The 25,441-nt window shown below is 41.6% G+C and carries 31 protein-coding genes and 2 pseudogenes; 23 read left to right on the top strand and 10 right to left on the bottom strand.

The window, feature by feature from the left end:
• Nucleotides 1–191, bottom strand: a pseudogene (locus H6G14_RS28810) (hypothetical protein); the annotation flags it as partial.
• An 85-nt stretch (nucleotides 192–276) separates the two neighbouring features.
• Between H6G14_RS28810 and H6G14_RS28805 the strand changes: the two are divergent.
• From H6G14_RS28805 to H6G14_RS28765, 9 genes are read left to right on the top strand one after another with little or no spacing between them, the layout of a single operon-like run.
• Nucleotides 277–1,719, top strand: a complete 1,443-nt coding sequence (locus H6G14_RS28805) for a helix-turn-helix domain-containing protein (RefSeq protein WP_190571862.1) — start codon at nucleotides 277–279, stop codon at nucleotides 1,717–1,719.
• Between the two features lie 22 nt (nucleotides 1,720–1,741).
• On the top strand, nucleotides 1,742–2,656 hold the full coding sequence (locus H6G14_RS28800) for a hypothetical protein (RefSeq protein ID WP_206757618.1): 915 nt from the start codon (nucleotides 1,742–1,744) through the stop codon (nucleotides 2,654–2,656).
• A 4-nt stretch (nucleotides 2,657–2,660) separates the two neighbouring features.
• Nucleotides 2,661–3,062 carry a hypothetical protein gene (locus H6G14_RS28795; protein ID WP_190571857.1) on the top strand — a complete coding sequence of 134 codons (402 nt, stop codon included), beginning with the start codon at nucleotides 2,661–2,663 and terminating at the stop codon, nucleotides 3,060–3,062.
• Nucleotides 3,063–3,065: 3 nt separating this feature from the next.
• The gene (locus H6G14_RS28790) at nucleotides 3,066–3,458 is read left to right on the top strand and encodes an ASCH domain-containing protein (RefSeq protein WP_190571855.1); all 393 of its coding nucleotides are present in this window, start codon (nucleotides 3,066–3,068) and stop codon (nucleotides 3,456–3,458) included.
• Nucleotides 3,459–3,502: 44 nt separating this feature from the next.
• A complete protein-coding gene (locus H6G14_RS28785; protein WP_242053958.1) occupies nucleotides 3,503–4,870 on the top strand; it encodes a DNA cytosine methyltransferase in 1,368 nt (455 codons plus the stop codon).
• The gene (locus tag H6G14_RS28780) at nucleotides 4,867–5,364 is read left to right on the top strand and encodes a DUF1392 family protein (RefSeq protein ID WP_190571853.1); all 498 of its coding nucleotides are present in this window, start codon (nucleotides 4,867–4,869) and stop codon (nucleotides 5,362–5,364) included. The genes H6G14_RS28785 and H6G14_RS28780 overlap by 4 nt, the downstream gene beginning before the upstream one ends.
• The gene (locus H6G14_RS28775) at nucleotides 5,361–6,623 is read left to right on the top strand and encodes a DUF488 family protein, N3 subclade (protein ID WP_190571851.1); all 1,263 of its coding nucleotides are present in this window, start codon (nucleotides 5,361–5,363) and stop codon (nucleotides 6,621–6,623) included. Before H6G14_RS28780 ends, H6G14_RS28775 begins: the two co-directional genes overlap by 4 nt.
• Nucleotides 6,624–6,658: 35 nt before the next feature.
• Nucleotides 6,659–6,931 (top strand): hypothetical protein, encoded by a 273-nt coding sequence (locus tag H6G14_RS28770; RefSeq protein ID WP_011316622.1) that lies wholly within the window; start codon nucleotides 6,659–6,661, stop codon nucleotides 6,929–6,931.
• Nucleotides 6,928–7,308: a clan AA aspartic protease gene (locus H6G14_RS28765; protein ID WP_010999913.1), complete on the top strand. Its 381-nt coding sequence runs from the start codon at nucleotides 6,928–6,930 to the stop codon at nucleotides 7,306–7,308. The genes H6G14_RS28770 and H6G14_RS28765 overlap by 4 nt, the downstream gene beginning before the upstream one ends.
• Nucleotides 7,309–7,430: 122 nt before the next feature.
• On the opposite strand, the gene H6G14_RS28755 is transcribed toward H6G14_RS28765, so the two are convergent.
• Nucleotides 7,431–7,730 (bottom strand): type II toxin-antitoxin system ParD family antitoxin, encoded by a 300-nt coding sequence (locus H6G14_RS28755; RefSeq protein ID WP_011316623.1) that lies wholly within the window; start codon nucleotides 7,728–7,730, stop codon nucleotides 7,431–7,433.
• A gap of 472 nt (nucleotides 7,731–8,202) precedes the next feature.
• Between H6G14_RS28755 and H6G14_RS28750 the strand changes: the two genes are divergently transcribed.
• Entirely contained in the window at nucleotides 8,203–9,027 is an 825-nt protein-coding gene (locus H6G14_RS28750; protein ID WP_190571872.1) for a DNA/RNA non-specific endonuclease, read from the top strand.
• 8 nt (nucleotides 9,028–9,035) lie between these two features.
• On the opposite strand, the gene H6G14_RS28745 is transcribed toward H6G14_RS28750, so the two are convergent.
• Entirely contained in the window at nucleotides 9,036–9,443 is a 408-nt protein-coding gene (locus tag H6G14_RS28745; protein WP_190571849.1) for a nuclease A inhibitor family protein, read from the bottom strand.
• 161 nt (nucleotides 9,444–9,604) lie between these two features.
• Between H6G14_RS28745 and H6G14_RS28740 the strand changes: the two genes are divergently transcribed.
• Together H6G14_RS28740 and H6G14_RS28735 are read left to right on the top strand one after the other, a co-directional pair.
• Nucleotides 9,605–10,009, top strand: a complete 405-nt coding sequence (locus H6G14_RS28740; RefSeq protein ID WP_011316625.1) for a DUF4112 domain-containing protein — start codon at nucleotides 9,605–9,607, stop codon at nucleotides 10,007–10,009.
• An 8-nt stretch (nucleotides 10,010–10,017) separates the two neighbouring features.
• Entirely contained in the window at nucleotides 10,018–10,218 is a 201-nt protein-coding gene (locus H6G14_RS28735) for a hypothetical protein (RefSeq protein ID WP_011316626.1), read from the top strand.
• Nucleotides 10,219–10,236: 18 nt separating this feature from the next.
• Here the strand turns inward: H6G14_RS28735 and H6G14_RS28730 are convergent, their stop codons facing one another.
• The 4 genes from H6G14_RS28730 to H6G14_RS28715 all read right to left on the bottom strand — a co-directional run bounded on the left by H6G14_RS28730 (nucleotide 10,237) and on the right by H6G14_RS28715 (nucleotide 12,526).
• Nucleotides 10,237–10,584: a hypothetical protein gene (locus tag H6G14_RS28730; RefSeq protein WP_011316627.1), complete on the bottom strand. Its 348-nt coding sequence runs from the start codon at nucleotides 10,582–10,584 to the stop codon at nucleotides 10,237–10,239.
• 29 nt (nucleotides 10,585–10,613) lie between these two features.
• Nucleotides 10,614–11,024, bottom strand: coding sequence for a hypothetical protein (locus H6G14_RS28725; RefSeq protein ID WP_190571870.1), 411 nt, complete (start codon nucleotides 11,022–11,024; stop codon nucleotides 10,614–10,616).
• A gap of 109 nt (nucleotides 11,025–11,133) precedes the next feature.
• Nucleotides 11,134–11,616, bottom strand: coding sequence for a DUF4174 domain-containing protein (locus H6G14_RS28720; RefSeq protein WP_190571847.1), 483 nt, complete (start codon nucleotides 11,614–11,616; stop codon nucleotides 11,134–11,136).
• Nucleotides 11,617–11,725: 109 nt separating this feature from the next.
• Entirely contained in the window at nucleotides 11,726–12,526 is an 801-nt protein-coding gene (locus tag H6G14_RS28715) for an RMD1 family protein (RefSeq protein WP_190571845.1), read from the bottom strand.
• Between the two features lie 457 nt (nucleotides 12,527–12,983).
• Here H6G14_RS28715 and H6G14_RS28710 point away from each other — a divergent pair, with 457 nt between their 5' ends.
• Together H6G14_RS28710 and H6G14_RS28705 are read left to right on the top strand one after the other, a co-directional pair.
• The gene (locus H6G14_RS28710) at nucleotides 12,984–13,493 is read left to right on the top strand and encodes an NUDIX hydrolase (protein ID WP_190571843.1); all 510 of its coding nucleotides are present in this window, start codon (nucleotides 12,984–12,986) and stop codon (nucleotides 13,491–13,493) included.
• Nucleotides 13,494–13,532: 39 nt separating this feature from the next.
• Nucleotides 13,533–13,799 carry a hypothetical protein gene (locus H6G14_RS28705; protein ID WP_190571841.1) on the top strand — a complete coding sequence of 89 codons (267 nt, stop codon included), beginning with the start codon at nucleotides 13,533–13,535 and terminating at the stop codon, nucleotides 13,797–13,799.
• On the opposite strand, the gene H6G14_RS28700 is transcribed toward H6G14_RS28705, so the two are convergent.
• Nucleotides 13,747–14,025 (bottom strand): hypothetical protein, encoded by a 279-nt coding sequence (locus tag H6G14_RS28700; protein WP_190571840.1) that lies wholly within the window; start codon nucleotides 14,023–14,025, stop codon nucleotides 13,747–13,749. The genes H6G14_RS28705 and H6G14_RS28700 overlap by 53 nt on opposite strands.
• 115 nt (nucleotides 14,026–14,140) lie before the next feature.
• Here H6G14_RS28700 and H6G14_RS28695 point away from each other — a divergent pair, with 115 nt between their 5' ends.
• On the top strand, nucleotides 14,141–14,746 hold the full coding sequence (locus H6G14_RS28695) for a hypothetical protein (RefSeq protein ID WP_242053947.1): 606 nt from the start codon (nucleotides 14,141–14,143) through the stop codon (nucleotides 14,744–14,746).
• A gap of 69 nt (nucleotides 14,747–14,815) precedes the next feature.
• Here H6G14_RS28695 and H6G14_RS28690 read toward each other — a convergent pair whose 3' ends face one another.
• Nucleotides 14,816–15,007, bottom strand: a complete 192-nt coding sequence (locus H6G14_RS28690; RefSeq protein WP_190571839.1) for a hypothetical protein — start codon at nucleotides 15,005–15,007, stop codon at nucleotides 14,816–14,818.
• Nucleotides 15,008–15,076: 69 nt separating this feature from the next.
• Between H6G14_RS28690 and H6G14_RS28685 the strand changes: the two genes are divergently transcribed.
• The 3 genes and pseudogenes from H6G14_RS28685 to H6G14_RS28675 form a co-directional block, all read left to right on the top strand.
• A complete protein-coding gene (locus H6G14_RS28685) occupies nucleotides 15,077–15,445 on the top strand; it encodes a nuclear transport factor 2 family protein (protein ID WP_338421228.1) in 369 nt (122 codons plus the stop codon).
• Nucleotides 15,446–15,703: 258 nt separating this feature from the next.
• On the top strand, nucleotides 15,704–16,477 hold the full coding sequence (locus H6G14_RS28680; protein WP_190571838.1) for a carbonic anhydrase: 774 nt from the start codon (nucleotides 15,704–15,706) through the stop codon (nucleotides 16,475–16,477).
• A 180-nt stretch (nucleotides 16,478–16,657) separates the two neighbouring features.
• Nucleotides 16,658–16,750, top strand: a pseudogene (locus tag H6G14_RS28675) (DUF3140 domain-containing protein); the annotation flags it as partial.
• 65 nt (nucleotides 16,751–16,815) lie between these two features.
• Here the strand turns inward: H6G14_RS28675 and H6G14_RS28670 are convergent.
• Nucleotides 16,816–17,784 carry a hypothetical protein gene (locus tag H6G14_RS28670; RefSeq protein ID WP_190571837.1) on the bottom strand — a complete coding sequence of 323 codons (969 nt, stop codon included), beginning with the start codon at nucleotides 17,782–17,784 and terminating at the stop codon, nucleotides 16,816–16,818.
• Between the two features lie 138 nt (nucleotides 17,785–17,922).
• On the opposite strand from H6G14_RS28670, the gene H6G14_RS28665 reads away from it, so the two are divergent.
• From H6G14_RS28665 to H6G14_RS28645, 5 genes are all read left to right on the top strand, one after another.
• The gene (locus H6G14_RS28665) at nucleotides 17,923–18,573 is read left to right on the top strand and encodes a hypothetical protein (RefSeq protein WP_242053945.1); all 651 of its coding nucleotides are present in this window, start codon (nucleotides 17,923–17,925) and stop codon (nucleotides 18,571–18,573) included.
• A 311-nt stretch (nucleotides 18,574–18,884) separates the two neighbouring features.
• Nucleotides 18,885–19,166 carry a hypothetical protein gene (locus H6G14_RS28660; RefSeq protein WP_190571835.1) on the top strand — a complete coding sequence of 94 codons (282 nt, stop codon included), beginning with the start codon at nucleotides 18,885–18,887 and terminating at the stop codon, nucleotides 19,164–19,166.
• Between the two features lie 783 nt (nucleotides 19,167–19,949).
• Nucleotides 19,950–22,367 carry a two-partner secretion domain-containing protein gene (locus H6G14_RS28655; protein ID WP_190571834.1) on the top strand — a complete coding sequence of 806 codons (2,418 nt, stop codon included), beginning with the start codon at nucleotides 19,950–19,952 and terminating at the stop codon, nucleotides 22,365–22,367.
• Nucleotides 22,368–22,375: 8 nt separating this feature from the next.
• Nucleotides 22,376–24,079, top strand: coding sequence for a ShlB/FhaC/HecB family hemolysin secretion/activation protein (locus tag H6G14_RS28650; protein ID WP_190571832.1), 1,704 nt, complete (start codon nucleotides 22,376–22,378; stop codon nucleotides 24,077–24,079).
• Nucleotides 24,080–24,125: 46 nt separating this feature from the next.
• Nucleotides 24,126–25,331, top strand: a complete 1,206-nt coding sequence (locus H6G14_RS28645) for a hypothetical protein (protein WP_206757617.1) — start codon at nucleotides 24,126–24,128, stop codon at nucleotides 25,329–25,331.
• The last annotated feature ends 110 nt before the right edge of the window (nucleotides 25,332–25,441 follow it).

Genomic DNA, 25,441 nt, shown 5'->3' with positions numbered 1-25,441 from the left:
CTTATCAAAATAGTCGCTGCAATAATTGTCAAAACCAAACAGAACAATCCTAAATAATTTTGAATTTTGAATTTTGAATTTTGAATTGTTGTGGCTTGGGGAAAGAAAAACAGCATGAAGTCCTGAAAATACAGTTGCAACATCTGCTTCCAGGGCGAATCGTATTCAGTTTTAGGTGTTCTATTAGTCATAAAAAAAGCCTTACCTTACTGTCATTAATTCCAAGCTAATTTTCATTGTCGATGTAAATAACTCTAATCTTACGGAGGTAAAAAGATGAATACTATTCAACAACGCGATTACCAAAAAACCGATGAAACGCATCGCAATAATTTCGTCATAGCAGTTTCTTCTTTACTCGACGAGTACGGTCTTGACCCGATGGAATACCGCTTATATTCCCACATTGTTCGACGTGCTGGTAAAGAAGGCTGTTTTGAATCTATTCCTAATATGGCTCGAATCTGCTTGATGAACGAAAAGACTGTCAGAAAAGCCTTGCGGGTTCTTATTGCTGCTGGGTTAATCCAGATCGCCCAACAGCGTCAAGGTAAAACAACTATTTATCAAATCACTCATTCTTCCGAATGGGTTTATTCTCAGCAACTCAAGTCAATTAGACAACAATTTACTTCCCATAAAGCTGAACAAGACTTGGTAGAACAAAAACTTACCCCTACCAAATCTGGTACTACCAATCATGACACCCCTACCAAATCAGGCAGGGGTAGTGGTACCAAATCTGGTAGCGGTGGTGGTACCGAATTTGGTAGGGGTGTGGTGCCTGATTTGGTAGACGAAGTATTTCCCATTAAAGAAATCCCAATTAAACAATCCCAATTAAGAGAAGATCCCCCTACCCCCACACCCAACTTTTCATCCAGTGATAAGATTTGTCCTCTGTTTCCAAACTCTCAAGCTGAAAAACTGGATCAACCCACCCCAGCCCCTCAAGCTGAAAAACTAGATCAACCAACCTCAGCCCCTCAAGTTGAAAAACTGGATCAACCAACCTCAGCCCTTCAAGTTGAAAAACTGGATCAACCAACCCCAGCCACTCAAGTTGAAAAACTAGACCAACCCACCCCAATCCCTCAAGTTGAGGAACTAGCTCAACCAGCCCTAGACTTTCAACTTGAGAACCCAGATCAACTAGCCCCACAAATTCACTCTTTGTTGCCAAATCAACCCGAATCTTTGCAACAAAACTCAGATCCTGCATTTGGTTCAATCGTGGCGGGGTCGTTCGATAATCTCGAACAAGTGAATATAACTCCTGCCTCAACCCAAAACGTGACTGAGCCAGAGAATCGTGAAATTCTTACACTCCAGCGTTATCAACAACTTGATGCTGATGGCATACCGCTTAAGCAGTGGGAATTGCGGGACTGGGCAAAGCAGGAAATTGGGCAGTATGTCAAAACTTACCGTAAAAGCGGATTCATCCTCACAGGCGGTAATGATGTCTCCGTCGAGTTTGCGGTTTACGTCGCGGGAGAGAACTGCAAGCGAGGGCAACAACCAACTATCTCACTGGGTTTTAGCGTGATCAACAAATGCGAACGTGACCCTCGGTGTTGGCAGAAGTTGGTAGGTTGGGTGACGGAGTGGCAACAGCAGCGTCAAACCAAAACTCCAGTCAATGTCGCAGCTGCGGTCAATCATCAACAAGAGTTAGACCGTATACGCCAAGCGGCTAATACCAAATTTGAACTTTGAGACAGGTGGGAAGTGGAATTTTTTGACCCCTACACCCCTACACCCTTACACCCCTACACCCCTAAAAAATATGATTACTCAAGAGAAATTTGACAAAGGTATTGCCTTATTACAAACCCACTTCAACCGGGAACTATGCAAGAGCGCGATCGCTATCTGGTCAGAGTACCTCAATGAACACCTCAGCGACGAAGAATTTACACTCGCTGTCAAAGAGGCCATCATCGGGCTTGACTTCTTCCCCAGTGCCAAAAAACTTGTTGAGTTTGCTACTGCCACAAAAGAAGTCGCTGCGATCGCTCAGTGGCAGATAATCATTGCTGCTGCCAAAACCGCTAACGAACAATGGCGACAAGAAATTCTCCAACAGCTTAAAGACCAAGCTCACACTGCTTTGGCTGTTATCGGTGGAGTAGATGCAGTCGCTTGGGCTGATGAATGGCAGTTGAACAAACTCAACAAGGAGTTCATAACTGTCTATTGCCAATCTCATAGCCAAATGAAGCTTTTACCCCCTGCACGTATCGGACAGCCTCATTTTCAAATTCTGGAAGAAGAAATTTCTTCAGAGGCGATCAACTTGGAGACAAAATCACCCTCAATCCGTCGTGTACTCGAAAATCTTCATTTGCGTTCAATCGGAGTAGAAATCCCACGGGTGCAAGTCTACAAGAATACTTTTGCTCGGTACGGTTGGGAGATTGATGAGCAACGACTGAACTTCTTTTTGGCAATGGATGAAGAAACTAAAAAACAATTTTTAGCTAGGTTTCAATTTGCCATGAAGAACAAATCTTCCTGGCATTCGCCTCAAATCATCTTTGACGACATCAGTGGTTATCAAGCTCCACTCCCCACTGTTGATGTTAAAGCGATCGCTCGTCAATGGTTAACAGAACAACAACACGAACATTCTATTTCATCGTTAGAAGATTAATACTATGAGTGCAACTTACCAACAATTACTTTCCAAATGGTCTACTCTTGCGCCTGACGAATGTGTAACCGCAGACCACAACCACAAGTTCAAAGTTCGGATTCTACCAAGCGTAGAAAAGCGTAACTCAGATAATGCGTGGCGTTTGGTTACATCTGACAACATTGCATGGCGCTTGGCTAACGACCAAAGCATAGTGCTGGTGCAACTCAATTTTGTGCTGCTAACTGTCATGCACCATTGCGCTATTCGACGTGAAAACATCGGGTTTGCTTTTGTTGACTCTGGAGCGATGCCTACGGCGGGCTACGCCTACGCTACTATATGCAATGGGCTACGGTCACAACCTCATCCACATCCAGCTATTGCTGCCCTCGACGCATATATACAACTGTTGGAGTTTTGACTTATGAAAGCACTCACAGTTCGCCAACCTTGGGCATGGGCTATAATCTACGCCAACAAAAATATTGAAAACCGAGTTTGGCCGATTCATTACCGGGGCGATATTCTCATCCACGCGGGATTAAAATGCACCAAAAAAGAATATCTGCAAGCCCAAGAATTTTGTCAAAGCCTGGGTGTAGCAGTCCCAGAATTAAACCTGCTCAGTCGCGGTCAAATCATCGGTGTCGTTAGAGTTGTTGGTTGTCAGTTTTCAGAAACTGCTTCTAGCTGGGGAATGCCACAGCAGTTTCATTGGCATCTGGCAAACCCACGCGAAATTACGCCTATCCCATACATCGGACAATTGGGACTTTTTGATGTGCCTGATGAATTGCTTCAGGGAGTTGTCGCTTAACTTCTTCCGTGCTTGCTTTATGCCACACAAATACGGTAATGCTTATGATGTCACTAGCGATACCCGAAAAATTCTTAGATAAAGGGCTGCAAGACTCAGAAAACGATTCAGTTGGATGCCTCTATCCGTACTTAGAAACCAAAAAGCTACATAATGGCTCAACAGCTTTTTACCCACGAGTCATAGATGAACGCGACCCCAATAACCCCCATCATTGGCGCTGGGGGTATAACTGGAAGGAGAAACACAACGGAGCTTGGAAAGGTCGTTCTATTGGTTCTATTCCCTGCGGTGCAATTCCCATGATTCAGCAATTGCAACGTCAGGGAGCGCCCAGAACTGAAATCGTCGCTTTCATCAAAAAAGCCAAAGCAAAGCCACCTTCTTCTAAACCCATCTTAAAAGCTAACGCACCCATCGCCGTAGTTCTCTTCGCTGGTGGCGGCGGTATTGAAGCGGGTATGCTGCAAGCCGGTATCCGCCCAATCGTCGCGGTGGAACATGACCCGACTAAACCAAAGCTCAGTCAGGCGATCGCCCTAACCCACCACCGCAACTTCAGCGAGTACGGCTGTACGGTCATCCAACGCACAGTACAACAAGTAGCCCAAGGATTCATCGGGTTTCCACAAAGGCCCGACTATCTCCATGCTTCTCCAGTCTGTTCTAACTTTAGCCAAGCCCACACTGCCAAAGCGGGTATTGCGCTGGAATCTCCTGATGACCTAACCGCAGCCCAAGCAGTAGCACAAGCTATTCAACAGTTGCGACCACGGGTCTTCACTCTCGAAAATGTCCCACGTTATCAAGATAGTCACAGTTTCGCCATTATCCTGAACGCGCTGGAATTGCTGGGTTATAGAGTTAACTACAGCGTGGTGAATATGGCTAATTACGCATTGCCCCAGGCACGGAAACGTTTAGTTCTTGTGGCCTGTCAGGATGTAGCGCTGACACTACCACCTACCAGGGGTCAAGTTGGATGGGAGACGGAGATCGCTCACCTCATCCCCACGATGAACGACTCCCAACTATTACCCAAACAGCAGCAAGCCGTAGAACAATTTCTCGCCACTAATGAACCAACACCGCTTTTGATTGAGCGAGTTGGAGGGCGTAAATTACCCAAGTGCAAGGCGGGGAAGGAGCCAGCTAATACAATACTGCGATCGCACTTCACCGACCACAAAAACTGCAACAGAAATAAATTCGCAGACATCTGGTTGCCTGATGGTGCAGTTAAATCTCTGTCTATTGAGGCAGCAGCAATTTTACAAGGATTTCCGGCCTGGTACGAGTTCCCGCCCGAAGTTGGTACAGCAGGCTCAATCCTTGGCTATTCTGTCCCACCCAGTTTCGCTAGTCAATTATTTGCACACATAGAAAAACAGTTATCAGGAGCAGTTTTATGACTAATCCTATCAACTCTTTGGAAACGTGCTGGTATATCTCACCACCTTGGGGTCAACAAGTTCCAGTGATCGCCCTCAGCTTACTTGAAAAAGTCTACTTGCCCTCAGAGAAAGTCACCGGTTACTGCTGTGGGATTGAGTGGAGCGATGACGGCTGGAGTTATTCTATTGCCTCTCAAAAAGGAATTATATCTGTCCCCGACAGTGAAATCATCGCCTCCGGGCAGCTTCAACCCCTAGTCATCTCAAAACCCCAGTTCCGCTTGGGGCAATTAGTCAACTTTCGATTCGCTAATGATGGCCCGAAGATTCGCATGATTTTGGGGATGTCTCTCATTAATCATGCTTGGCTTTATCAAGTTGAGTGGAAATCTCCGGCGCTCAAACTTCCCACTGATGAAGGCGTTTGTATCTTCCCGAAGTCTACACAGCAGGGTAAGTTCATCAATCGGCTGTCCTGGGTTACTCCTCATGATTTATCGGAGGTAGTATGATTTTTACCTCATTTTATAAGGGCGAAATCAAGGGTGAGGCTGTTTCAATTTCGCTTTATCCGCCCAAGGGGTGGACAGGCAAGCACTTACCACTGTTCGCCCCGACTCCTGAACTGTTGCACTGGTGGAAGTCTAGCCCTAAAGATGCCGCAGCAGAACAGGAATATAAGCGACAGTTCCGAGAGATTTTGGATTCTCGGCTGACTTTGATTGACTTGTGGGTGAGTAAGCAAAAGAACAACCCACAAGACATAACACTATGCTGCTTTGAAAAAACTGGGGATTTCTGCCATCGATATCAGGTTGGAGAAGTAGTAGTACAAAAATACTTGCCTGAGCTTTGGGGTGGTGAAATTGGAACTTCTCGGACACAACTGAGAATTATCCAAGGTGGAAAGATGAATCTCACTTATGCGCCAAAGGTTTTAAGCTTGATAGACAAATGCCATGCTTCCGGTTTTCCTGTTGTATGCGATCGCCTAACTTGTGGCTACTATCGGGTATCTCTGCATGGTGAAGATTTGGGCGATTGGTCAGAGTTGGGGGTGCTTGGGGTGCTTTCGGGACTGCGGCATGAGTTTTATCGTCCTCGACTGGTTCCGTCGTTAGCTACTCCTATGGTTGCTGCTGATGGAAAGAACGCGACGGCTGATGTTGCAGTTCCACAGCCTGTTGCCGCACAACCCGAATCAAGCGAACTGATTACTCGTCTGGGCAAGCTGGAGGATGCTGAGTTGAAACAGATTCAAGACTGGTGCAAATCCGTCAAGTCGCAGATGTTTCCCTCAGTCTCGCAATACGCGGATGGTCGTCTGGAGTTACATCTGCGGAGGTTCGTTAGTCTCGCCAGTGCCAAGTCGGGTAAGAAGGCTGAGGTTAAGGTGGTTGAGCCGGGGCGTTATGCTGGTGCTGAGGTAATTGAGGCTTTGGGCGAGAAGCTGCTGCCTGATTTTCACCAAGCACTTATACTTTTTTACCCAGCCGGGACACAAATCAAAGTACATCGGGATTCACCAGCTTATGCTTCGGGGGCAGCACAGATTAACGTTATGGGCCGGGCGCGTTTCTCCATCTCCAGTTGTCAGGATACTCGGCGGATGGAGTCTTACTGGCTAGAGGAGGGCGATTGTATTGCTTTTGACAACAAGCAGCCGCATGGGATTGATCGGGTGGTGGGTGATCGGTGGTGTGTGTGTTTCTTCAGGCTCAAGGCTGAGTGTTTGGAGGGTGAGCGGGTTGAGCAGTTGAGTTTGGTTTAGCTATAATAATTCAAAAGCATAAAGCAGGTTTGATTATGCAGGCTATCTTTTGGACTGTAGAAGAAGTTGCCCAAAGAGCTAATCAATTTTATGAAAATGGTATTCGCCAAGAGGTTGAGCATGGCGATAATATTGGCAAGATGATTGTGATTGATGCTGAGACTGGGGAGTATGGAATTGATGAAATTGGTATAGAAGCAGGATTTAAGTTAAAGCAGAAAAACCCAAATGCTAGATTATTTATGATGCGAATAGGTTATAACGCTGCATTTGGTTTTGGTGGAACTATTGAGCGTATAGCCGAATGATTAACGGACGGTTAATTGCTGGTAGGGCAACAGTTCCAGTAATTTTTCGTTTACCTGGACAACCAGATTTTTCACTAGATTTTGTCATTGATACTGGATTTAATGGCTACATTACCTTACCACCACAAGCTGTCAGTGCAATGAACCTTCCCTTACATAGTACTATACCTGCAATATTAGCTGATGGTAGCCAAGTTTTATCATCTATACATTTGGCAACGATTGTTTGGGACAATGTAGAAAAAGTAGTTTTCGTTTTGGCTTCTGCTAATAAGCCTTTATTGGGAACTGGAATGATGAATGGATATCATCTAGGCATAGATTTTGAGGACAATGGTTTAGTTTCGTTAGAAAAAATACCATCTTCGATGTCATAAAAGCCAGAAAAAGAGAGAAAATTACCCGGAAAGGTCAAGTAATCTATCAGCAGCTTCTGGGTTCTCAACTGCAATGTACATCCATATTTCAATTAAGTCTTCTTCTGCTTTAGCTGTGCGAATTAAACGTCCCACTTGAGTTCAGTATCCTTTTGAATTGTTTGACCTAAGCGAGAGCGTGCTTCTTGCTTGATGGCTTCTATATCTGTAAAGCGTCCAGTACCACTTTCCATTCCTTCATGCCAAAGACGGCGCAGTTCCTCAATATTTTGCAATTGAAGTAACCGTTTTTGCCTCCATTCGCGCAGTGCCTCACGAATTACCTCACTGCTACTAGCATATTCTCCTGACTCAACAGCATCACGAACCAAAACTACCATTTCTGGGGTCAGGGCAACACTGATTTTTTCTACTTTAGACATAGTAATACATTATTTTTACTCTAAAGTAGCAATTTTTCTTACTATTTCTTACTATATGGCACACTGAGATGAACGCAGGAGGGCGATTGCATTGCTTTTGACAACAAGCAGCCGCATGGTATTGAACGGGTGGTGGGTGATAGGTGGTGTGTGTGTTTCTTTAGACTCAAGGGGGAGTGTTTGGAGCAGGAATACGGGAAGCAATTGAGTTTGGTTTAGCCCTTCCGCCAAATTCAAGCGTTCGCTCCCGCCTCTCGCAGAGAGGAAAAGTAAGCGATGACCTACGCTACACCGAAAGAGCGATGGCGTAACGCAAGAGCGTAGCTGATCGTCAGCAACCCTAATTTTTTTAGAGGAAAAATTAGGGTTGATCGGGCAGGAGACTTGAAAATTTGAAGCCTAGCTGAGTGAAAGTCAGGAAATACAATCACAAGTGTTGAAGTGAAATAAATCTCTAAAGGTGCGTCAATTTATGGGAATTTGTGGAAAATTGGGTGTAGCGGCGTTGGTGGCGTTGATTGTCGGGTGTTCGCCTGTCCAATCCCAAGTGCCACCATTAACTGAACTTTCCCCATCAATCAGCGTGCATTTACTGCTGGGAAATCCCAGTGGTGCAACGCCAACAAAGCTTACACCTGATAATTACCTGATGGTCAAAAATCAATATGCACTCTCCTACAACAACAGCAAGGGAACTGCTAACTGGGTAGCTTGGCAGCTTAACTCCTCATGGCTAGGGAACGCAGAGCGTCAAGATAACTTCCGCCCAGACAAAACATTGCCTGCGGGTTGGGTGCGAGTGACTCCTTCTATGTACTCTGGGAGTGGTTATGACCGGGGGCATATTGCACCTTCAGCAGACCGCACCAAGACAACAGAAAATAATGCGGCTACTTTCCTGATGACAAACATGATGCCCCAAACACCCGATAACAATAGAAATACGTGGGGAAATTTAGAAGATTATTGTCGAGAATTAGTCAGTCAGGGTAAAGAGCTTTACATTGTTGCCGGGCCTAATGGTAGTCTTGGCAAACCCCTCAAAGGTAAGGTGACAGTTCCCAAATCCACTTGGAAGATTGTTGTCGTACTAGATAGCCCAGGCTCAGGGCTTGAAGGTATTACTGCTAATACTCGCGTTATCGCAGTAAATATTCCCAACGACCCAGAATTAAATAATGACTGGAGGGCTTATAAAGTCAGTGTTGATGAATTAGAAAGTTTGACGGGTTATGATTTTTTGTCTAATGTTTCCCCCAATATTCAAACAAGTATTGAGAGTAAAGTTGATAATTAGTAAATAGGTCAAGTTTCCACAACTTTAGTAGAAATACCAGCTAAATTTCCTGCTGGAGTTTCACCAATAACATAAACATCAAGTTCTACCTCACCCAGTCGATACACCTGCGGGTTTTTTAAGTTCGATTTTATTACCTCTAGCAGTTTTTGAAATTTAGCAACTACAGCATTTTCTTCATCCTCATACCAGTCTTGGGGAGTAGTGGCTCTGCTAAAAAAGCTGTCAATGTCTACCACTTTAAAAGGCGCATCTTGTCCGTGACCTGTTTGCTGCAAAACTATTTCATGTGTAACAGGAGGTGCAGATCCTTCCCACAAAAAAACCTCAAATGGGTATTCAGACTCACTCATAAATAACAAGCCATCGGATGCCTGTTTTAGCTGTTCTAAAATTTCTGAGTTGGTTTTGATCATAAACCATAAGAGAGTTATTCAATCAAGTATAAAGTGTATTGCTTCTTTATCTGCATTTTGGTCAGACACCAGAATTTTTATTTAGACTTAATTATTTCTAACGGTACAAGACAAATAATTTAAAATAGTGCAATTTAAAAGTGGTGTAAATATCGGAAATTATGGACGCTGCTAAACGCCTCGCTACTCTAAATCGCATCCGTCAACTCAGTCGTTTGATGGATACATCAATACGCATTCCTTTAACAAGTTTTCGTATTGGAATAGACCCAATTATTGGTTTAATTCCAGGTGGTGGTGATTTAATCAGTACAGCGTTTTCAGCTTACATTATATTTTTAGCTACCCGCTTTGGTATATCACGCCAAGATTTATCCAAAATGATTTTTAATGTGGGTTTAGAAACAGTCGTTGGGGCTGTGCCTTTAGTAGGAGATTTGTTTGACGCTTTCTACAAATCTAATATTCGCAATTTAGCAATTTTAGAGAAACACTTGACAGTGGTTGAACCAGAACTTCAAGAAGTATCTGATGAACTTTACAAAAAACAAGTTAGTCAAGTTTAAGTGCATCGATGAACAACACAACAAAGAACACGCTCAGTTCTGAGATGAGTGATGAAGATTGGTTTAACTTAGGAAAATCTGATGCTTGGGCGGGAAAACCCAAAACGCCACCAGAACAAGATGCTCAAGCAGCAAGTATGTATGATTTAGGTTACAGCGAGGGAGAGATTAAACATCCACCTACTGCAACTCCCAAGGCACAACAGTAGTTAGAAATTGCCATTGCTCTACACGCTATCATCCATCCAGCTGCACTCAGGGCAGTCCCAATGCACCCGCGCCGTGTAATCTCGGTCAAACTCACAGCCGCATTGGGGACACTTACCAGTAAATAAAGGATGGGTATCTAGCAGTTCTAGCTGTTGCTCTGGTGTCCAGCGTTGCCGGGGCTGTAAAATCAACTCGCCATTGTAATAGGTTGCCCCTTCTGGTTGCCATAGTTCCTCTACTTGGGCGTTGGGGTCTTCTCTGAAGTCGAGGCAGCTATCACCGTCTACCCCATCTGGATGTACGGCACAGATGATGTGAGGATTGTGAGAGTAAAGGAGGCAGCGATCGCACTCTGGGATTTTCATAACATCAGTTTAGTTCTTCCTGATAAGCTTTAAATTCCTGACTCTTCAAGAACTTGCTGGACGCATTTAGCAGTGTTAGGAGAAGCCCCCCATGACTTCAGAACATTAACCAAGTTAGAACCAACAGTTACCGCTTTATCTAAGCTGTCACCCTTAAGTTTTATTGCCACAAAAGTAGCCCCGTCAGTATTCCACCAATAAGCAGCCCCATAATTACCGATTCTGACAACGTTGTTTATCTCTCCAGACTTTCCTTCAGCGCGAAACTTTTTATTTAAGCTGGTGCGTATAGGATGTTTAACAGGTACAAGAGCTTCTTCTAAACTAAGACATTTACTACCTTGTGCCTGGACTGGCAGGACATTAAAGTTTGGTACAACAGCAACAGTATTAAATACCGTTAGGCTTGCAACAGCTAGGATGAAACGAAAATCTCTCATCACAAGTCAAAATTCTCCGTAAAATATATCAACATTGCAAGCATTATCTCTTCAAAAGCACCCAAGCTAGGCGATTGCTGCTTCCTCTCTTGTATTTTATAGCTACTTTCTAACTCGAAGAGCGCATTTCTTGCTGACGCATGGGCATAGCGTCAATTTGCTCAAAAATTGCTGTCGCTGGAACTGGTGTAGTGTCACTGCGCTTAACACCACCATCTTTGCCTACCAAAATGATGCGAAAATTATCTTTGTCAACTCCAAAGCGATTTCGCAAATTGGCTACAGAAGATTCATCTATTAACTGTCCGTTGGCATAGCTTTTATCTGTTGCTAAAACCTGAACCAGAACTAAATCCCTTTCTGTAAAACCGTTTTGGTGCTGGTTAAATAACTCCATCTGTTGCTGATAGATATGGTTATCAACAGACGGTGCAAAGACTAGTAGCACGCGGTTTTGCCATTGTTGGGAACTGAGGTTAAATGAAGACATTTTGATGGCTTGGGTTGAACCTTGGGCAGTACCACCAATGCTGACTGGCGATAGGGCTATAGACGCTGTGAGGGTCAGGGCAATTAATACTGAGTTATTCACTTCGGCGGTTGAGATGAACTTTCCATCATTTCAAACTATCATTAATTTTCCTTTTCTAACTCTATCTGGTGACGGTAATTGAATAATGTACAGGAGGCAGCACTAAGCGTTAGCTTTTAAAAATGATGTCGTACAGCGACAGCAGAATCTCCACCACAATCAGAATCACCACATACCACTCTACTCGTTGGCTACTGCTATGCTGCATAAACTCCAACACGGTTTGTGCGGTTTGGGAAATTAGCTCTAGTTTTCGTTCCAAAGCATTGTGACGCTCACGGATTTCGTATTCATCCTCCAAACGCAAATATAAGTTTTCTAACTGTGGGGACTCCCACAGCAACTCCGGCTTATCGATAATCTCGACTCGACCCACTATCTTATGTTGAACTAACAACGTAGTCCCTAGTTGACGCAATAATTCCCGACTCTTGCGTTTACTTCTGTTGTGACTTTGGAGACTAGCTGCAAACGGTTCAATTTGATCAAATACAGTTGCTAGACTCGTTTCATAATGAGAAAGAACAACACTTTTAGCAAGAATATCAGCCACTATCTGCAAACGTTCCACACTAAATTCATGTAGGAAAATTTTTCCTTCCTTAACTCGCTCACTTTCGGCAACATTGAGATGAACTTCTACCTCTTCTGTTTCCGGCTCAGTGAAAGAATCACTAACTTGAGAGGATAGTTGGGTTAAAAAGCCTACCTTTTCCGCAGGCTCAAGGTTAAACAGAACAACTGCACCATAGCCTAGCAGCATTGCACAGCCATATTCACCTACTGTAACCATTAATGGCATAGTCGCCAAGCAAACGTAATTCTCCAATCTTTGTAGGTTAATCTTCTTACCAAGGAATAGGGCTTGCGCTCTAAAGCTAGTTCTGTCATGAAAAAGGAGTTTTTGCATTATCACCCAACACTATGTTTTGCCCATTAAGGGAACACCAGGAAATAGATTATCCCATCTTGTGATTGCCAAATTGCCAGAACCTTTAAAGATGGGGGTGTAATTTCAACTTTTTCTTAGAGGAAAATGCACAAGCGATCGCACTCTCCCATTCCCTACTTCTTCCAAGGTAGCTTTGTCCCCATCTCAGTTAGTGCCGAGAACACCAGATACATAACCAGTAGTGCAGCACTGATAATAAAAATTACACGTCATTATTCATTGGTAAAGTGGCACAGATGTTGAGTAATCTTAAGCACTCTACCAATTTTTGAGAGCAGCGATAAAAGCCGTTTAGCGATCGCCCAAATCAAGCGTTCGCGTAGCGTCCGCACCAGAGGAAAAGAGCGAACAAAGAAGGAACACCCCCAGCCCTCTATGACCTGTATATTATTTAATAAGTGTTAATTCTATCTGTATGATGCAAGATTTAGAGATACTTGACATTGTAGATGAAAGCGATTGCGTTATCGGACAAAAGAGACGCTCGGAAATATATAGTCAAGGGTTGTGCAATTTTAGAGTTGTCAATTCTTTTGTAGTTAATTCACTTGGAAAACTTTGGATACCTCGCCGTTCTGCCCAAAAACGAATTTTTCCCCTTTGTCTTGATGTCAGCATGGGTGGTCATGTGGAAAGTGGAGAAACTTACGAAGATGCTCTGCAACGTGAACTCGAAGAAGAATTAAACCTAGATTTAAACATGGTTAATACGCAGTTATTGGGTTATTTAACACCATATAAATATCAAGTTTCTGCTTTTATGAAAGTTTATGAAATTAGATTAGATTATGAACCAGACTACAATCAGAATGATTTTATTGAAAGTTTTTGGTTATACCCTTCTGATTTAATAGAATGGTTGAATAAAGGTGAACCTGCAAAAAGTGACTTGATTAAACTTGTGCAGATGTTTTATGCAAATTAAGCTCGACTTTTGAGGACTAAAATTAATAAAAGTTTTTGTATGAAGATTCTTTCCTTCCTCAAACCCAAACCAGCACAACCAACTATTGATAGTTATGGACAACAGAGTAGCGGCGTTGACCAACAGCAGATTCAATCATTGATGGAATGGCTGTTTGCAAGTTTCCTGAATGCTAGTTACTTGGGAAAGTCACATATTATTTGGTATGACAGCGACAGCCCAGACCCCAGCTTAAAACAAGTGATTAAAAAAGTTACACGGCAGGACGAACCAGTTTTTCTGTACCGTCGCATAACTGCTGCATAAATCGGCAATCCTCCTCCAGTAATTCCAATAATTTCAGGTGTTCTACTTTTGCTGTATAGTCGCCGTCCCGGCATTTGATTGTGCAACTATATTCACCAACATGAGTAACCACACCCCAGTAACCACTTTTGCCCCGCAAGTCGGGGTTATCCTTGGGTTGAAGTGTGCAGATTTCACCTACTCGGTAGGGGTCGCTAGTACACCAAGAGCGATCGCATGGGAGCAATTTGACCTAATTCCTACTTCAGCTAGATAGCAGATTGCACAACTTTCGTCTTATCTTCATCTGTGCATATAGTTATACCGTCATTCGTCATATGCTCAAATTGCTCAATTTAACAATGCCTTCCATAGGTGCAGCGTTTGTCAGCATTGCCGCTATAGCACCATCTTACGCTGCCTTATTACAATTTAATACAGATGCTGGCAGTTTTCGCTTGGATACTCGTACTGGCGAAGTTTTTTCTAATTTTGACCCTGACAATGATTTCTTTAAACTTTTAAGCTTTTCTGGTGGAGCTAGCTTTCAATCTGGTAGTGGAACTATCAATGTTAATTCTGAGACTTGTTCTGGTGGCATTGATATTATCGATTCCCAAACAGGAGAACCTCAATACCTTTGTTATGCTAGTGGCTACGAACGTATTCAACTTTTCCTACAATTTCAAGGTGCAAATTTAACCCCTCAACTTAGTAGTGATCCGGCCCTCTACGAAGCTTCTTTTGTGAGAGGAGCTTTCACGGGTGATATTCCTTTTAGTCCAGTTGTAGGCAGTTTTCAAGTTTATTCTATTTTTGATACTAATTATCTCTTCCCAATTACTATTTTGCAAGTCCAAACAATCACTGTGACTGAAAACAAGACTACATCTGTGATGTTGGCATTTGCTTTAGCTAGCGCTCCTTTGTTACTTAAAAGTCAACGCCATAGGGGGAAACACAAGTAATAACGTTTTATACTATACACTTTAACCTCAGTAACACTACGTCAGTTATGTTTTATTACTCATGTAAAGTTACCATTCATCCCTCATCCACTCCAATCCTGTCCGCAACGCCGCCGCCGCACTATAGTAAATTTTCTGTTCTCCAAAGATGCCACCTGAACGACTGATGATGCGGAACTGCCAGCACTGTCCAGGGGTGTAGTAGACGATTAGGATACTGCTGTTGATGCACAGGACTTCATCAACTTTGATTTCGGACATGGGCTGATTTCCTGAACATGATGCTAAAAGGGGCAAAGATGAGTCTATCAAAACAATGGAGAAAGACTAGTGGAAAAGCCAGCCCCAATCCAATTACAGCAGGAGTTACTCGCAAAAGCCTATGCTGCCTTCAACGCTCGTGATATTGATTCTGTTCTCGTACTGATGCACACTCATGTTCAGTGGGCAAACGGCATGGAAGGTGGTTATGTTAGTGGTTGTGAGGCGGTGCGTGATTACTGGACTCGTCAATGGAGCTTAATTGATCCTCATGTCGAACCTTTGGAATTTCAACCTATTGAGGATGGATTAATCGCGGTTAAAGTTCATCAAGTTGTGCATGATTTGGATGGGAACTTGATTCACGAGCAAATAGTTCATCACGTTTATACTATCGAGAATGCCTTAATTCGGCAAATGGACATACAGCAGCCATAAACACCTTTCGGGAATTTTTGTCATGTCTGTTCTACAAACTTTTAACCGACAATTTTCAGACTAAAATTTCACTTACTCTACTACTTTAAAACATCTATCAAAGTGAATAATATAAATTCAATCGCTGTATAGATTTACTTACAACATTTCTCGTTATCACCTATTACTTTAGGTAGATTAATATCAAACAATTAAGTAAGGCTGTGTTTGGCAGTAAACTTTTAAATATTACACATCTCATAAATTCAAGAGAGCAGAATGAGGAGTTTAAACAAGATATTTACAGTATTTTCAGCCGCTTTGTTGCTCGTCAGTAGTACAGTAATTACTAACAACGTAGCGACTGCTGACAACCAACCTACACAATGGGGTTATACAGGCCACAACAGCCCTGAAAATTGGGGATCTCTCTCTCCTAATTATCAAATGTGCAACATCGGCAAAAACCAGTCACCTATCAATATCACTACTTCTTTAGATGCAAATCTGCCATCAATTAGATTTAATTACAAAACATCTCCGTCGGAAATCATCAATAATGGCAAGACCATACAGGTGAATGTCGAACCCGGCAGCAACATTGTGGTGGATGGAGTCACTTATGCACTTAAACAGTACCACTTTCATACACCCAGTGAAAACCACATTGCCGGTAAAAGTTTTCCTCTTGAAGCACACTTTGTTCATGCCGATGCTAATGGCAACCTAGCTGTTGTAGCTGTCATGTTTGAAGAGGGGAAAGCTAATGACCAATTAGCCAAGATTTGGTCAAATCTGCCGATGAAGGCAGGTGAAAATAATGCCCTGAAAGCAGAGGTGAAAGATATTCACAGTTTTCTGCCCCAAACACCGGAGTATTACCGTTTTAACGGCTCTTTGACAACACCACCATGTTCAGAAGGTGTCAAATGGATGGTGATGAAAGAACCATTAACAGTTTCTCAACAGCAGGTGGAAAAATTTTCACTTGCCGTCAATGGAACCAACAATCGCCCGATTCAACCGCAAAATGCACGTATGATCATCAGATAACCATTTAAGGGAGCAAACCCTTTTGAAATATCGGGCTTACCTTTGAAAAAGAAAAATTAAAGGTTTAGACAAAGGTATAAGGATGTAAAGGTTTTGAACTCTTACAGTCTTATACCTGTCTCAACAGACAATCTTTCTGCACATATCATTCAATTTTTACACTAAAATAATGACTATACCCAAGATGAACTCTCGCAGATGAAGAAAGTGATCAGTTACGTTCACCGTCATATAGTACAAGAATCATCAGGTGATGCTGAATATACTCGTTGACGCTATTCTTTTAAAAAATGCAGATACTACCCACTCAAATAATTCATCATCCCATGAAGTAACAATTACTTCCTCTGCTTCCACTCAATCCCATACTCTCGCTCCACGGCCGCTAACAGCTTCGCTTGTAACGCCGACAAATACGGTTTGGCTTGCTTTCCCAATCCCTGTAATAGCCAATCCACCGCTTCATCACGTCCGGCCACCTCATGCAATCGCCGCAGTCTTTCACATAGCTGTTGCATAAATCGACAATCCTCCTCCAGCAATTCCAAGGATTTCAGGTGTTCAACTTTGGCTGTATAGTCGCCATCCCAGCACTTAACTGTGCAACTATACCCACCTACATGAGTTACTACACCCCAGTAGCCACTTTTGCCCCTCAAGTCTGGGTTGTCTTTAGGATGCAGAACACAGATTTCACCTACTCGGTAGGGATTAGGGAGTGCGGTGCGATCGCGTATTCTGTCTACAACGTCCTTGACCACCCGACCAGAAGGAACCTTACCACCTACTTGCTCTACTGCTTTCATCCATGCTTCCTGTTGCTGTGATGGTTCCAGCTTTGTCAATGGGCGTACTTGTCCTTCACTAGTCGGTAAGATTTGCGGCTGCTCTAGCTGGTCGTCTGTTCCCTTGGCTTTTCTCTTTTTATTTTGTGTCCAATTTGGACACATTTTTTGCAGATTGTCTACAACTGTTGCTGCTTCTATTAATCTATAAGGATGACGGCGCTCAAATCCAAACCTGTCTTTGCAATATTCCTCAAATGTTTTGTGCGTTGAACGGTACAGCCGGCGATCGCGCAACTCTTTCAATGCCTTCCCCGCTTCCACAAAGGCGCTCTCCACTTTTCGCTCCAAGTTCAGGCGATCGCGCTGTTCCTCCTCGGTCATCTCTGGCACTTCGACCGCCTCTACATCTACCGTGACTGCGCTTGGCTTTTCCGGCTCTTGTGCTGGCTTTAGGGACGGCTTTGGTTTATCGGAAGTTGTGGGGGTGAGTCTTTTGCGCTTGCTGGGAGGTTGGTTCATGCTCCCACCTCCAGACTGAAGGTGCTTGAACAGCTATTTACTTGTATCATCATAGTAGAAACGTTTTCATATATCCCCATCCTTTTTTTAGGTTGGGGTTTTTCATTTGATTCTTATATATTTGCATTTCTTCTGACTATGGGTAAACATAAGAAAAAGCAAAAGAATGTCCCCCCGTGGTTAGCACACGAGAATCTGTTTATCCCTAAAACTGGTCAGCAGATAACAACAGATGCAGGCTGGGAAAAAATATCATTTGATGATGCTTTTAAGTTTTTCAGACCCCAAACTATTACCGACTGGCGTGAATCCTTCATTGAAGAGTTTGATGATATCTCTGATTTACTATCTTTGCAGGGTGTAGATATCGATTTAGAAGATGAAGCTGCTGTAGATAAGTTTTTGGATAATTACAAGCCCAAACAAATCAATGTAGTTGTAGCTAAAGCTGTCTATGATACTCACGCCTGGGTACGAGTTCTACTAATTTCTACTCCTGATGATGAAGAATACTATTTTCACAACCATGAAATTGAGGCAATTCGTTTAGGCGTTGGGTTACGAAAGCATCTAAACTTAGACATTCCAGTAATTAATGATTGTCAGGATGCTGTAAGATATCTGCAAGGTAAACACCCGAACATCGGCTGGCAACCTAGACATTGCGTTTCGATTGCTCATCGTCTGAAAACGGCTCAAGCCACCAAGGTCTACAATGAGCAGACATGGGACGAGGAGTGGTCAGATATTTCGGATGAAGAAGAAATTTTTGATGGAGCAGTTGATTAAAGTTAAACATTTCAGTAGATTACTGACTAATTCACTTATATCTATGGTAGTAATATTAAGTCCGTTGTGTCTAAGTATAGATTATTTATGTACTATGTATAAGATATGGTCTTACTTATCCCCGCCTCACCTACTGTGACCGGGGTTTTTCATGGCTGTTTATTTCTATGAATCAGCTTTTGTGCTGAATACAACTATCACTAATCATTTATTAACTTTTCTTTCAATCTCATAATGTAGATCAGCCATTATTTTGCTCCTATCTCAAAGCTAAATTCATTTTTCAGTCCAGACTTTCTACCTTTACAAATATGAAACCTATCAAAAAAACCGAATTACGCAGTCTCAAGAAATCTGCCCATTCACAGCCAGTGCAAGAGCCAGAGTCAATAGTTGACACTATCCCTAATGATGAGCCTCTCATTGAGCAGCAACCACCACAGCCACAACTAGATTTAAATGCCCCAACGCCAGAGTATCTTCCTCCTCATTTTCCCGTCCACGATTCTCCTCTAGTGCAGTCTGTAGGCAACTCCGGCTGGCAAGTCTCTGACATCTGGCGCGATCTGCGGGTCGATGGCTTCTGTGATTGATTTTATTAAATATCAGGCGATCGCATAGAAATAAGATGTCTGCGATCGCTTATCTCCTCTTATTGTAAGAAGTATTGCAGTCTCCACCAGTTAGACATATTGTCTAACTTACTCTTGCACTTTTTGTCTTTTGAACTTTGCTCATCAGTTAGTTTGGCGGCATACGATACGCTTGCCTCAATACACTTTCAGCTAGTTTACTTTGTCTTGAGCAGAGTTGTAAGAATCTTATTTCATACTTCTCAAAGCAAAAGCTGTTAAAGAGAATATCATTTTGCTATATATTTACACTCTATAAAAATTACTAGTTAATTTACTTTTTAAACTTTAAACTCTACAACCTAAAGCGATCTCATCATTAGATGAAACTTATTGTAACTATCTGTTTTCTATATACAAAAACATTTAACAGTGCTTTTAATTGAAGACTACCTTTGATTAAACCTTTATAAACTTATATACATATAGCAACATCTTTGCTTATTATGGCGGCAACCTTTTTATTTGCATATATGTGTCTAAAGATAGATGCAGTATGCAGCTTAATTTATAGCTAACAAATATAATTTTCTGTTTACGTTTATTTTTTTAGCTTTAGAAAAAAAATTAAAATAGCTACTTGCTAAATCATTAATATTATGTAAAATTTTTAGTTATTACTTTCAAAAAGTAAATTACTGCACTCGATTTCTTCTTGCCGCGCTGTTAGCCATAGTAGCGTCTTACCTTCTTATGAAATTTAATATTAGTAGTCCTATAGTTATAGGATTTTTTTGTTCGCTTATGACCACTTCCCCGTCTAACGCACAAGTTATTCCCGATGCAACTTTACCCAATAACACAACTATTAAGATTAATGGCAGTGCTATAAATATTGAAGGAGGTACTCAGTTAGGTAATAATTTATTTCACAGTTTAAAAGATTTTTCTGTTCTCACTGGCAGCACTGTTCATTTCAACAATGCGTCAGATATTCAGAACATTATTACTCGAATTACTGGTGGTTCTGTCTCTAACATTGATGGTTTAATCAGTGCTAATGGTACAGCCAACTTATTTTTAATCAATCCCAGTGGTATTGTCTTTGGGACTAATGCACGTTTGGACATTGGTGGTTCTTTATTTGCAACTACGGCTGACTCTCTAGAATTCGCTAATGGTTCTGAGTTCAGTGCTGTAAACCCGCAACAAACGTTGTTAACTGTAGATATTCCTATCGGTTTGCGGTTTAATGGCAATTCTGGAAGTATTACTGTTCAAGGAACAGGAGAGGGGTTAAAGGAGCCAAATGCAGTTTTTATCCCAACTATTCCCAACGATAATTCACCAAGTTTATCTATAAGTCAACAACAAACATTAGCTTTACTAGGTAACAAAATTGTTTTGGAAGGAGTGAATTTAATATCTCAGGGAGGCAATATTGAGTTAGGCAGTATAAACTCAGGTTCAGTTAGCCTAATTTCTAATTCTGTAAATTGGTCTTTCAAATATGGGGGAGTATCCAAATTTAATGACATTGATATTTCTAAACAAGCTTTAATTAATGCAAGTGGTAATCCTGGTGGCTTTGTTCAATTACATGGCGCTAATATTACTTTACAAGATGGCTCAATCATCCTGATTCAGAATTTAGGAGACAGTCCATCGGGAAATATTAATATAAATGCTTCTGCTTCTTTAGTCATTGAAAAAACTTCTCTAGATGGGAATATTTCGAGTAGTTTACTAGCAGAAAGTCTAAATAGCGGAAAAGCTGGCGATATTAGAATTTCTACACAAAAACTATCACTTCAAGATGGAGCCAGAATTAACTCAACTACATACAGTGATGGTTCCGGAGGTAGCGTCATTATTGATACCTCTAATTCTTTAGATTTACTCCCTAATAGATTTGCTAATCCTTTTCGCAGAGGAGATATCATTAACACTTTGGGTTCTGTAACTGTTTCTAGAGGAAATGCTGGTATTGTCCAGGTTTCTACTGACAAGCTATATATCAGCGATGGTGGAGCGATCGCATCCTCAACTTTTAGTTCTGGTAACGGAAACATTGTAACTGTAAATGCTAATTCTATTGAAATTAATGGCATCAAAGTAGAACGCTTTGCACAAAGTAACATAGGCTCTGCAACTTTTAACTCTGGAAATGCTGGTGTTGTCAATATAAATACTTCAACTCTAAAAATAAGAGACGGTGGAATTGTTAATTCAGCCTCTCTAGCCTCTGGAGATGCTGGGAGTGTTAATATTAATGCTAGAGAATCAGTAGAAGTAGCCGGAGGAACAAATTCTCAATTTAGCTTCGTCAGTTCTTCAGCTAATACAGTGAACGAGGCTGTTAGAAGGATTTTTAACTTACCAGCAATTCCTTCTGGCTCTAGTGGTGACGTAATAATTAATACTAAAAATTTTAATATTAGCCAAGGAGCATTCGTTAGTGTAGGTAATGCTGGAACAGGTAATGCTGGCAATATTAGTATCACTACCAATATATTAAAACTTGAAGCGGGAAATATTAATGCCACAACCACGTCTGGAGAAGGCGGTAACATCAATTTGAAAGCAGAAAATGTTCAACTCAGTGACGGCTTTATATCTGCAACCGCAGGCACAAACGGTAGTACAGGCAATGGTGGCAATATTGCTATTGAAACAGGTGCATTAATACTGCAAAGTAACAGCCAAATCACAGCTAATGCCTTTGAGGGTAGCGGTGGGAACATCAAAATTAATTCTCCAGGTTTATTTGCCTCACCAGATAGCCAAATAAGAGCTACATCCGAAAGGGGAGTTAACGGCTCAGTACAGGTTAACACCACTCAAATAGATGTGGTCAACTCTGGCATTAGAAATAGCGTGTTTCAGTCTCCACAATCCTTCAACACTTGCTCACCAGAGCCTCCTAACTTACCAACTAAACTAACTATCTCTGGTAGAGGAGGACTCCCTGTTAGTCTCGATGATTTATTTACTACTGCATTGGGCTGGACAGATCTCTCTGCACCCATTTCCCCTCAACAATTACCCCAATCTACTCAAACTAATAACACGGAAAATATAGTGGTAGCCCAAGGGTGGCATAACAACGGTGATGGCACTGTTAGCTTCGTGATTACCCCAGACCCTACTGACGAAATAAGTGCTTACACTTCACCATCGAGATCATCTTGCATTAAGAGAGTACCAGATGTAGGGGGCTAAATAAGAGAGTGAGTTTACATTTACTAGCATCTTTAACGGCCAGCCATTTTTCCTTGACACAGGCACAATTTGAGCCAAGTGGGATTCAAAGAGAAAATCCCCTAACCATACAACAAATCCCCCAACTCCCTTCTCCATTAACTCCAACACCGTCCCCACTAACACCGCCGGCATCCTCTAGTCCTTCGGTTCTTCAAAGGACAATTCAACCGAACAATTTCACCAAAATCAAAGTTAAAGGTTTTCGTTTTCAAGGGAACACTATTTTTAATAGTCAGGAGTTAGAAAAAGTATTATCAGATTTTGTTGGTCAGGAAATTACTTTTACTGATTTATCAAAAATTAGCGATAACATCACTGACTATTACGTAAAGCAAGGATATATTAACTCTGGTGCATATATCGGTGTTGTCCAGAATCAATCTCTCAAAGTTGATAATGCTATAGTTACTGTCTCCATTGTTGAAGGACAGATAGAAAAAATCAATATTGTGGGTGCAAACAGACTACACAACTATATTCGCGCCCGTATTCCACAACCAATTCTCAACAATCAACACTTATTATCAGCATTACAGCTACTTCAACAAGACCCATTAATTGAAAAAATTACTGCTTCATTAAAACAGGGAAGCAAACCCAGCCAAGCTATTTTAGATATTAATGTGCAACCCCGACAAGAATTTAATGTCAATCTTGGTCTAGACAACTACCGCTCTCCAGTCATCGGAACTTTTCAGCGCCGCATTGATATCTCGCACAATAACCTACTGGGATTAGGAGACGGACTAAGTGTCGGTTATATAAATACAGATGGCAGTAATGCACTCGCTCTTGCTTATTCTGTACCTGTCAACTCAAACAATGGCACTATTCGCTTCCTCTACGCCAACATTACTAATAATATTATTGAGCAACCGCTTAATTCTCTGGATATTGTGGCCGATGCACGGGCCTATGAAATTAGTTTTCGCCAACCTTTAATACGACAGGCTTCGGCTAATTCGGCTCAAGAATTGGCATTGGGTTTGACAGCTTCGCGTTTAGAGAGCGAGTCATCCTTACAAGATACTCCTTTTCCGATATCAGCAGGTGCAGATGCGTCAGGACGCACCAGGATTTTTGCACTCAGATTTTTTCAAGACTGGTCAAATCGTAGTGCGACAGAAGCTTTGTTTGCTCGTTCAACCTTGAGTTTAGGGTTAAATGCAATGGACTCTACCATCAATGCTAACCCTCCTGATGGGCAATTTTTTAGTTGGGTTGGTGAAGCTTTGTGGCTGAAACGTTTGGGCAATAGCAATACCTCTGTCGCTGTCCGCTCACGTCTGCAATTAGCGGATAGACCTTTACCTGCTTTCGAGCAAATCAGTCTTGGAGGCATCAGTACTGTCAGAGCTTACAGGCAGGATACTTTTATCTCTGATAATGGATTTCTCTTATCTACAGAACTACGCATTCCCGCCTGGAAAAGAACTACACAGGAATTACAGGTCATACCCTTCATTGACTTTGGCACAAGTTGGAACAATAGTTCTGATACTTTGAGTCCTTCGGGAAGTTTAACCTCTGTTGGTCTAGCTCTCCAATATCGCAGCGATCGCTTTGATGCGCGTATTGATTGGGGCATTCCCTTTAATGAAACTAACTCTAACTCAAATACATGGCAAGAAAATGGCGTTTATTTTTCGCTCAATTATCAGCTATTTTAAAAGAATTAAGTACTTATTTCTAAGTTTACTATTTATGCTAATAGTAGTGATTAATCATGAAGTAATACTAGCATCTAAACCTAGTTTAGAAATAGCACAGTCACTCACACAGCAAGGTTTTTCACAATTGTATAATGGAAAACCGGAAACGGCATTTCAAACATGGCAAACAGCTTATCGAGCTTATGAACAATTAAACAATAAACAGGGAATGAACGGCAGTTTAATTAACCAGAGTTTGGCACTTCAAGCGCTAGGCTCTTATGTTAACGCTTGCCAAGTTCTTACTCAGGCTTTAGCAGTAAAAGATAAAATTTGTCCTAATGCGTTCCCAGCGCCAATGAATTCTTCGCAATTGTCTGATTTCAAGTCAAAACTTCAAAAGCAAATCAACGAGGATCTTGATTTTATTGGATTTTATAATCTAGCTAACGTGCTTCGAGTTATGGGTGAGCCTGAGATTTCTTATATAATTTTACAACAAAGTTTAACATCAACAGCACAATTAAAAAACAAAGAAATTCAAGATAACTTATTATTGAATCTAGCTAATACAGAAGTAATACTTTACAATCAAGCCAAGAGTAAATATCAAATTACTGATGACTTTACTGCTCAGAAGAAAGCCTTCATCTTAGCCAAGTCTAAATTTGTTGCTGCTCAAGAAGCATACCAGAAACTCAGCAATAGCCAAAGTACAGTTTCTGTGCAAGCTAAACTAAATTGGTTAAAGTTACTTTTAGACAATACATCATCACAATTTTCTCAAGATGTAGCGCTCAATGATTCAATTTCGCAAATAGTAAATGATATTCTCTCAGAATTAGAGCAATTTAAGACATTACCAAAGATTGAGTCAATTTATAGCAAACTTAAGTTATCCCGGAATTTAATAAACATTACTCAAACTCCTAAGTTAGAAATTAAACAACTAATTAATCCCGATTTACAATCTGTAGCTTTATCCTTATCACAGGAAGCGTTAGCTAATGCCAAAGATTTGAATAATCTTAGAGCTATTGCTTATGCTTATGGTACTTTAGGCGAGATTTACAGTGCTACTGAAGAATTATCAAAAGCTGAAAGTTCTTATTATGAAGGAATGTTATATGCTCAGTCAATACAGGCTTGGGATATCGTCTACCAATGGCAATGGGAATTAGCTCGGCTTTATCAAGTATCTGGTAAAATCGAGCAAGCTAATCAATTTTATGCAACTGCTATCAAAAATCTTGATAAAGTACGTAGCTAGGACTTACGCATTGACAAAAAATTTCATTCATGTGTACTAAGCAACACAAGTATGGGTAAGATTTTCTACAATGTAATCACGCAAAACTAAAGTGAATAAGTTCCTTTGCA

It is taken from the genome of Nostoc parmelioides FACHB-3921 (assembly GCF_014696625.1).
Taxonomy (GTDB): domain Bacteria; phylum Cyanobacteriota; class Cyanobacteriia; order Cyanobacteriales; family Nostocaceae; genus Trichormus; species Trichormus parmelioides.
The sequence above is the reverse complement of the archived record's forward strand: the minus strand, read 5'-3'. Positions and strand labels throughout refer to the sequence as shown.

What these genes read in the sequence shown, in the direction of transcription:
- H6G14_RS28805 (WP_190571862.1), top strand. Translation starts at nt 277, where the DNA reads ATGAATACTATTCAACAACGCGATTACCAAAAAACCGATGAAACGCAT.
- H6G14_RS28795 (WP_190571857.1), top strand. Translation starts at nt 2,661, where the DNA reads ATGAGTGCAACTTACCAACAATTACTTTCCAAATGGTCTACTCTTGCG.
- H6G14_RS28790 (WP_190571855.1), top strand. Translation starts at nt 3,066, where the DNA reads ATGAAAGCACTCACAGTTCGCCAACCTTGGGCATGGGCTATAATCTAC.
- H6G14_RS28785 (WP_242053958.1), top strand. Translation starts at nt 3,503, where the DNA reads ATGATGTCACTAGCGATACCCGAAAAATTCTTAGATAAAGGGCTGCAA.
- H6G14_RS28780 (WP_190571853.1), top strand. Translation starts at nt 4,867, where the DNA reads ATGACTAATCCTATCAACTCTTTGGAAACGTGCTGGTATATCTCACCA.
- H6G14_RS28775 (WP_190571851.1), top strand. Translation starts at nt 5,361, where the DNA reads ATGATTTTTACCTCATTTTATAAGGGCGAAATCAAGGGTGAGGCTGTT.
- H6G14_RS28770 (WP_011316622.1), top strand. Translation starts at nt 6,659, where the DNA reads ATGCAGGCTATCTTTTGGACTGTAGAAGAAGTTGCCCAAAGAGCTAAT.
- H6G14_RS28765 (WP_010999913.1), top strand. Translation starts at nt 6,928, where the DNA reads ATGATTAACGGACGGTTAATTGCTGGTAGGGCAACAGTTCCAGTAATT.
- H6G14_RS28755 (WP_011316623.1), bottom strand. Translation starts at nt 7,730, where the DNA reads ATGTCTAAAGTAGAAAAAATCAGTGTTGCCCTGACCCCAGAAATGGTA.
- H6G14_RS28750 (WP_190571872.1), top strand. Translation starts at nt 8,203, where the DNA reads ATGGGAATTTGTGGAAAATTGGGTGTAGCGGCGTTGGTGGCGTTGATT.
- H6G14_RS28745 (WP_190571849.1), bottom strand. Translation starts at nt 9,443, where the DNA reads ATGATCAAAACCAACTCAGAAATTTTAGAACAGCTAAAACAGGCATCC.
- H6G14_RS28740 (WP_011316625.1), top strand. Translation starts at nt 9,605, where the DNA reads ATGGACGCTGCTAAACGCCTCGCTACTCTAAATCGCATCCGTCAACTC.
- H6G14_RS28735 (WP_011316626.1), top strand. Translation starts at nt 10,018, where the DNA reads ATGAACAACACAACAAAGAACACGCTCAGTTCTGAGATGAGTGATGAA.
- H6G14_RS28730 (WP_011316627.1), bottom strand. Translation starts at nt 10,584, where the DNA reads ATGAAAATCCCAGAGTGCGATCGCTGCCTCCTTTACTCTCACAATCCT.
- H6G14_RS28725 (WP_190571870.1), bottom strand. Translation starts at nt 11,024, where the DNA reads ATGAGAGATTTTCGTTTCATCCTAGCTGTTGCAAGCCTAACGGTATTT.
- H6G14_RS28715 (WP_190571845.1), bottom strand. Translation starts at nt 12,526, where the DNA reads ATGCAAAAACTCCTTTTTCATGACAGAACTAGCTTTAGAGCGCAAGCC.
- H6G14_RS28710 (WP_190571843.1), top strand. Translation starts at nt 12,984, where the DNA reads ATGATGCAAGATTTAGAGATACTTGACATTGTAGATGAAAGCGATTGC.
- H6G14_RS28705 (WP_190571841.1), top strand. Translation starts at nt 13,533, where the DNA reads ATGAAGATTCTTTCCTTCCTCAAACCCAAACCAGCACAACCAACTATT.
- H6G14_RS28695 (WP_242053947.1), top strand. Translation starts at nt 14,141, where the DNA reads ATGCCTTCCATAGGTGCAGCGTTTGTCAGCATTGCCGCTATAGCACCA.
- H6G14_RS28690 (WP_190571839.1), bottom strand. Translation starts at nt 15,007, where the DNA reads ATGTCCGAAATCAAAGTTGATGAAGTCCTGTGCATCAACAGCAGTATC.
- H6G14_RS28680 (WP_190571838.1), top strand. Translation starts at nt 15,704, where the DNA reads ATGAGGAGTTTAAACAAGATATTTACAGTATTTTCAGCCGCTTTGTTG.
- H6G14_RS28670 (WP_190571837.1), bottom strand. Translation starts at nt 17,784, where the DNA reads ATGAACCAACCTCCCAGCAAGCGCAAAAGACTCACCCCCACAACTTCC.
- H6G14_RS28665 (WP_242053945.1), top strand. Translation starts at nt 17,923, where the DNA reads ATGGGTAAACATAAGAAAAAGCAAAAGAATGTCCCCCCGTGGTTAGCA.
- H6G14_RS28660 (WP_190571835.1), top strand. Translation starts at nt 18,885, where the DNA reads ATGAAACCTATCAAAAAAACCGAATTACGCAGTCTCAAGAAATCTGCC.
- H6G14_RS28655 (WP_190571834.1), top strand. Translation starts at nt 19,950, where the DNA reads ATGACCACTTCCCCGTCTAACGCACAAGTTATTCCCGATGCAACTTTA.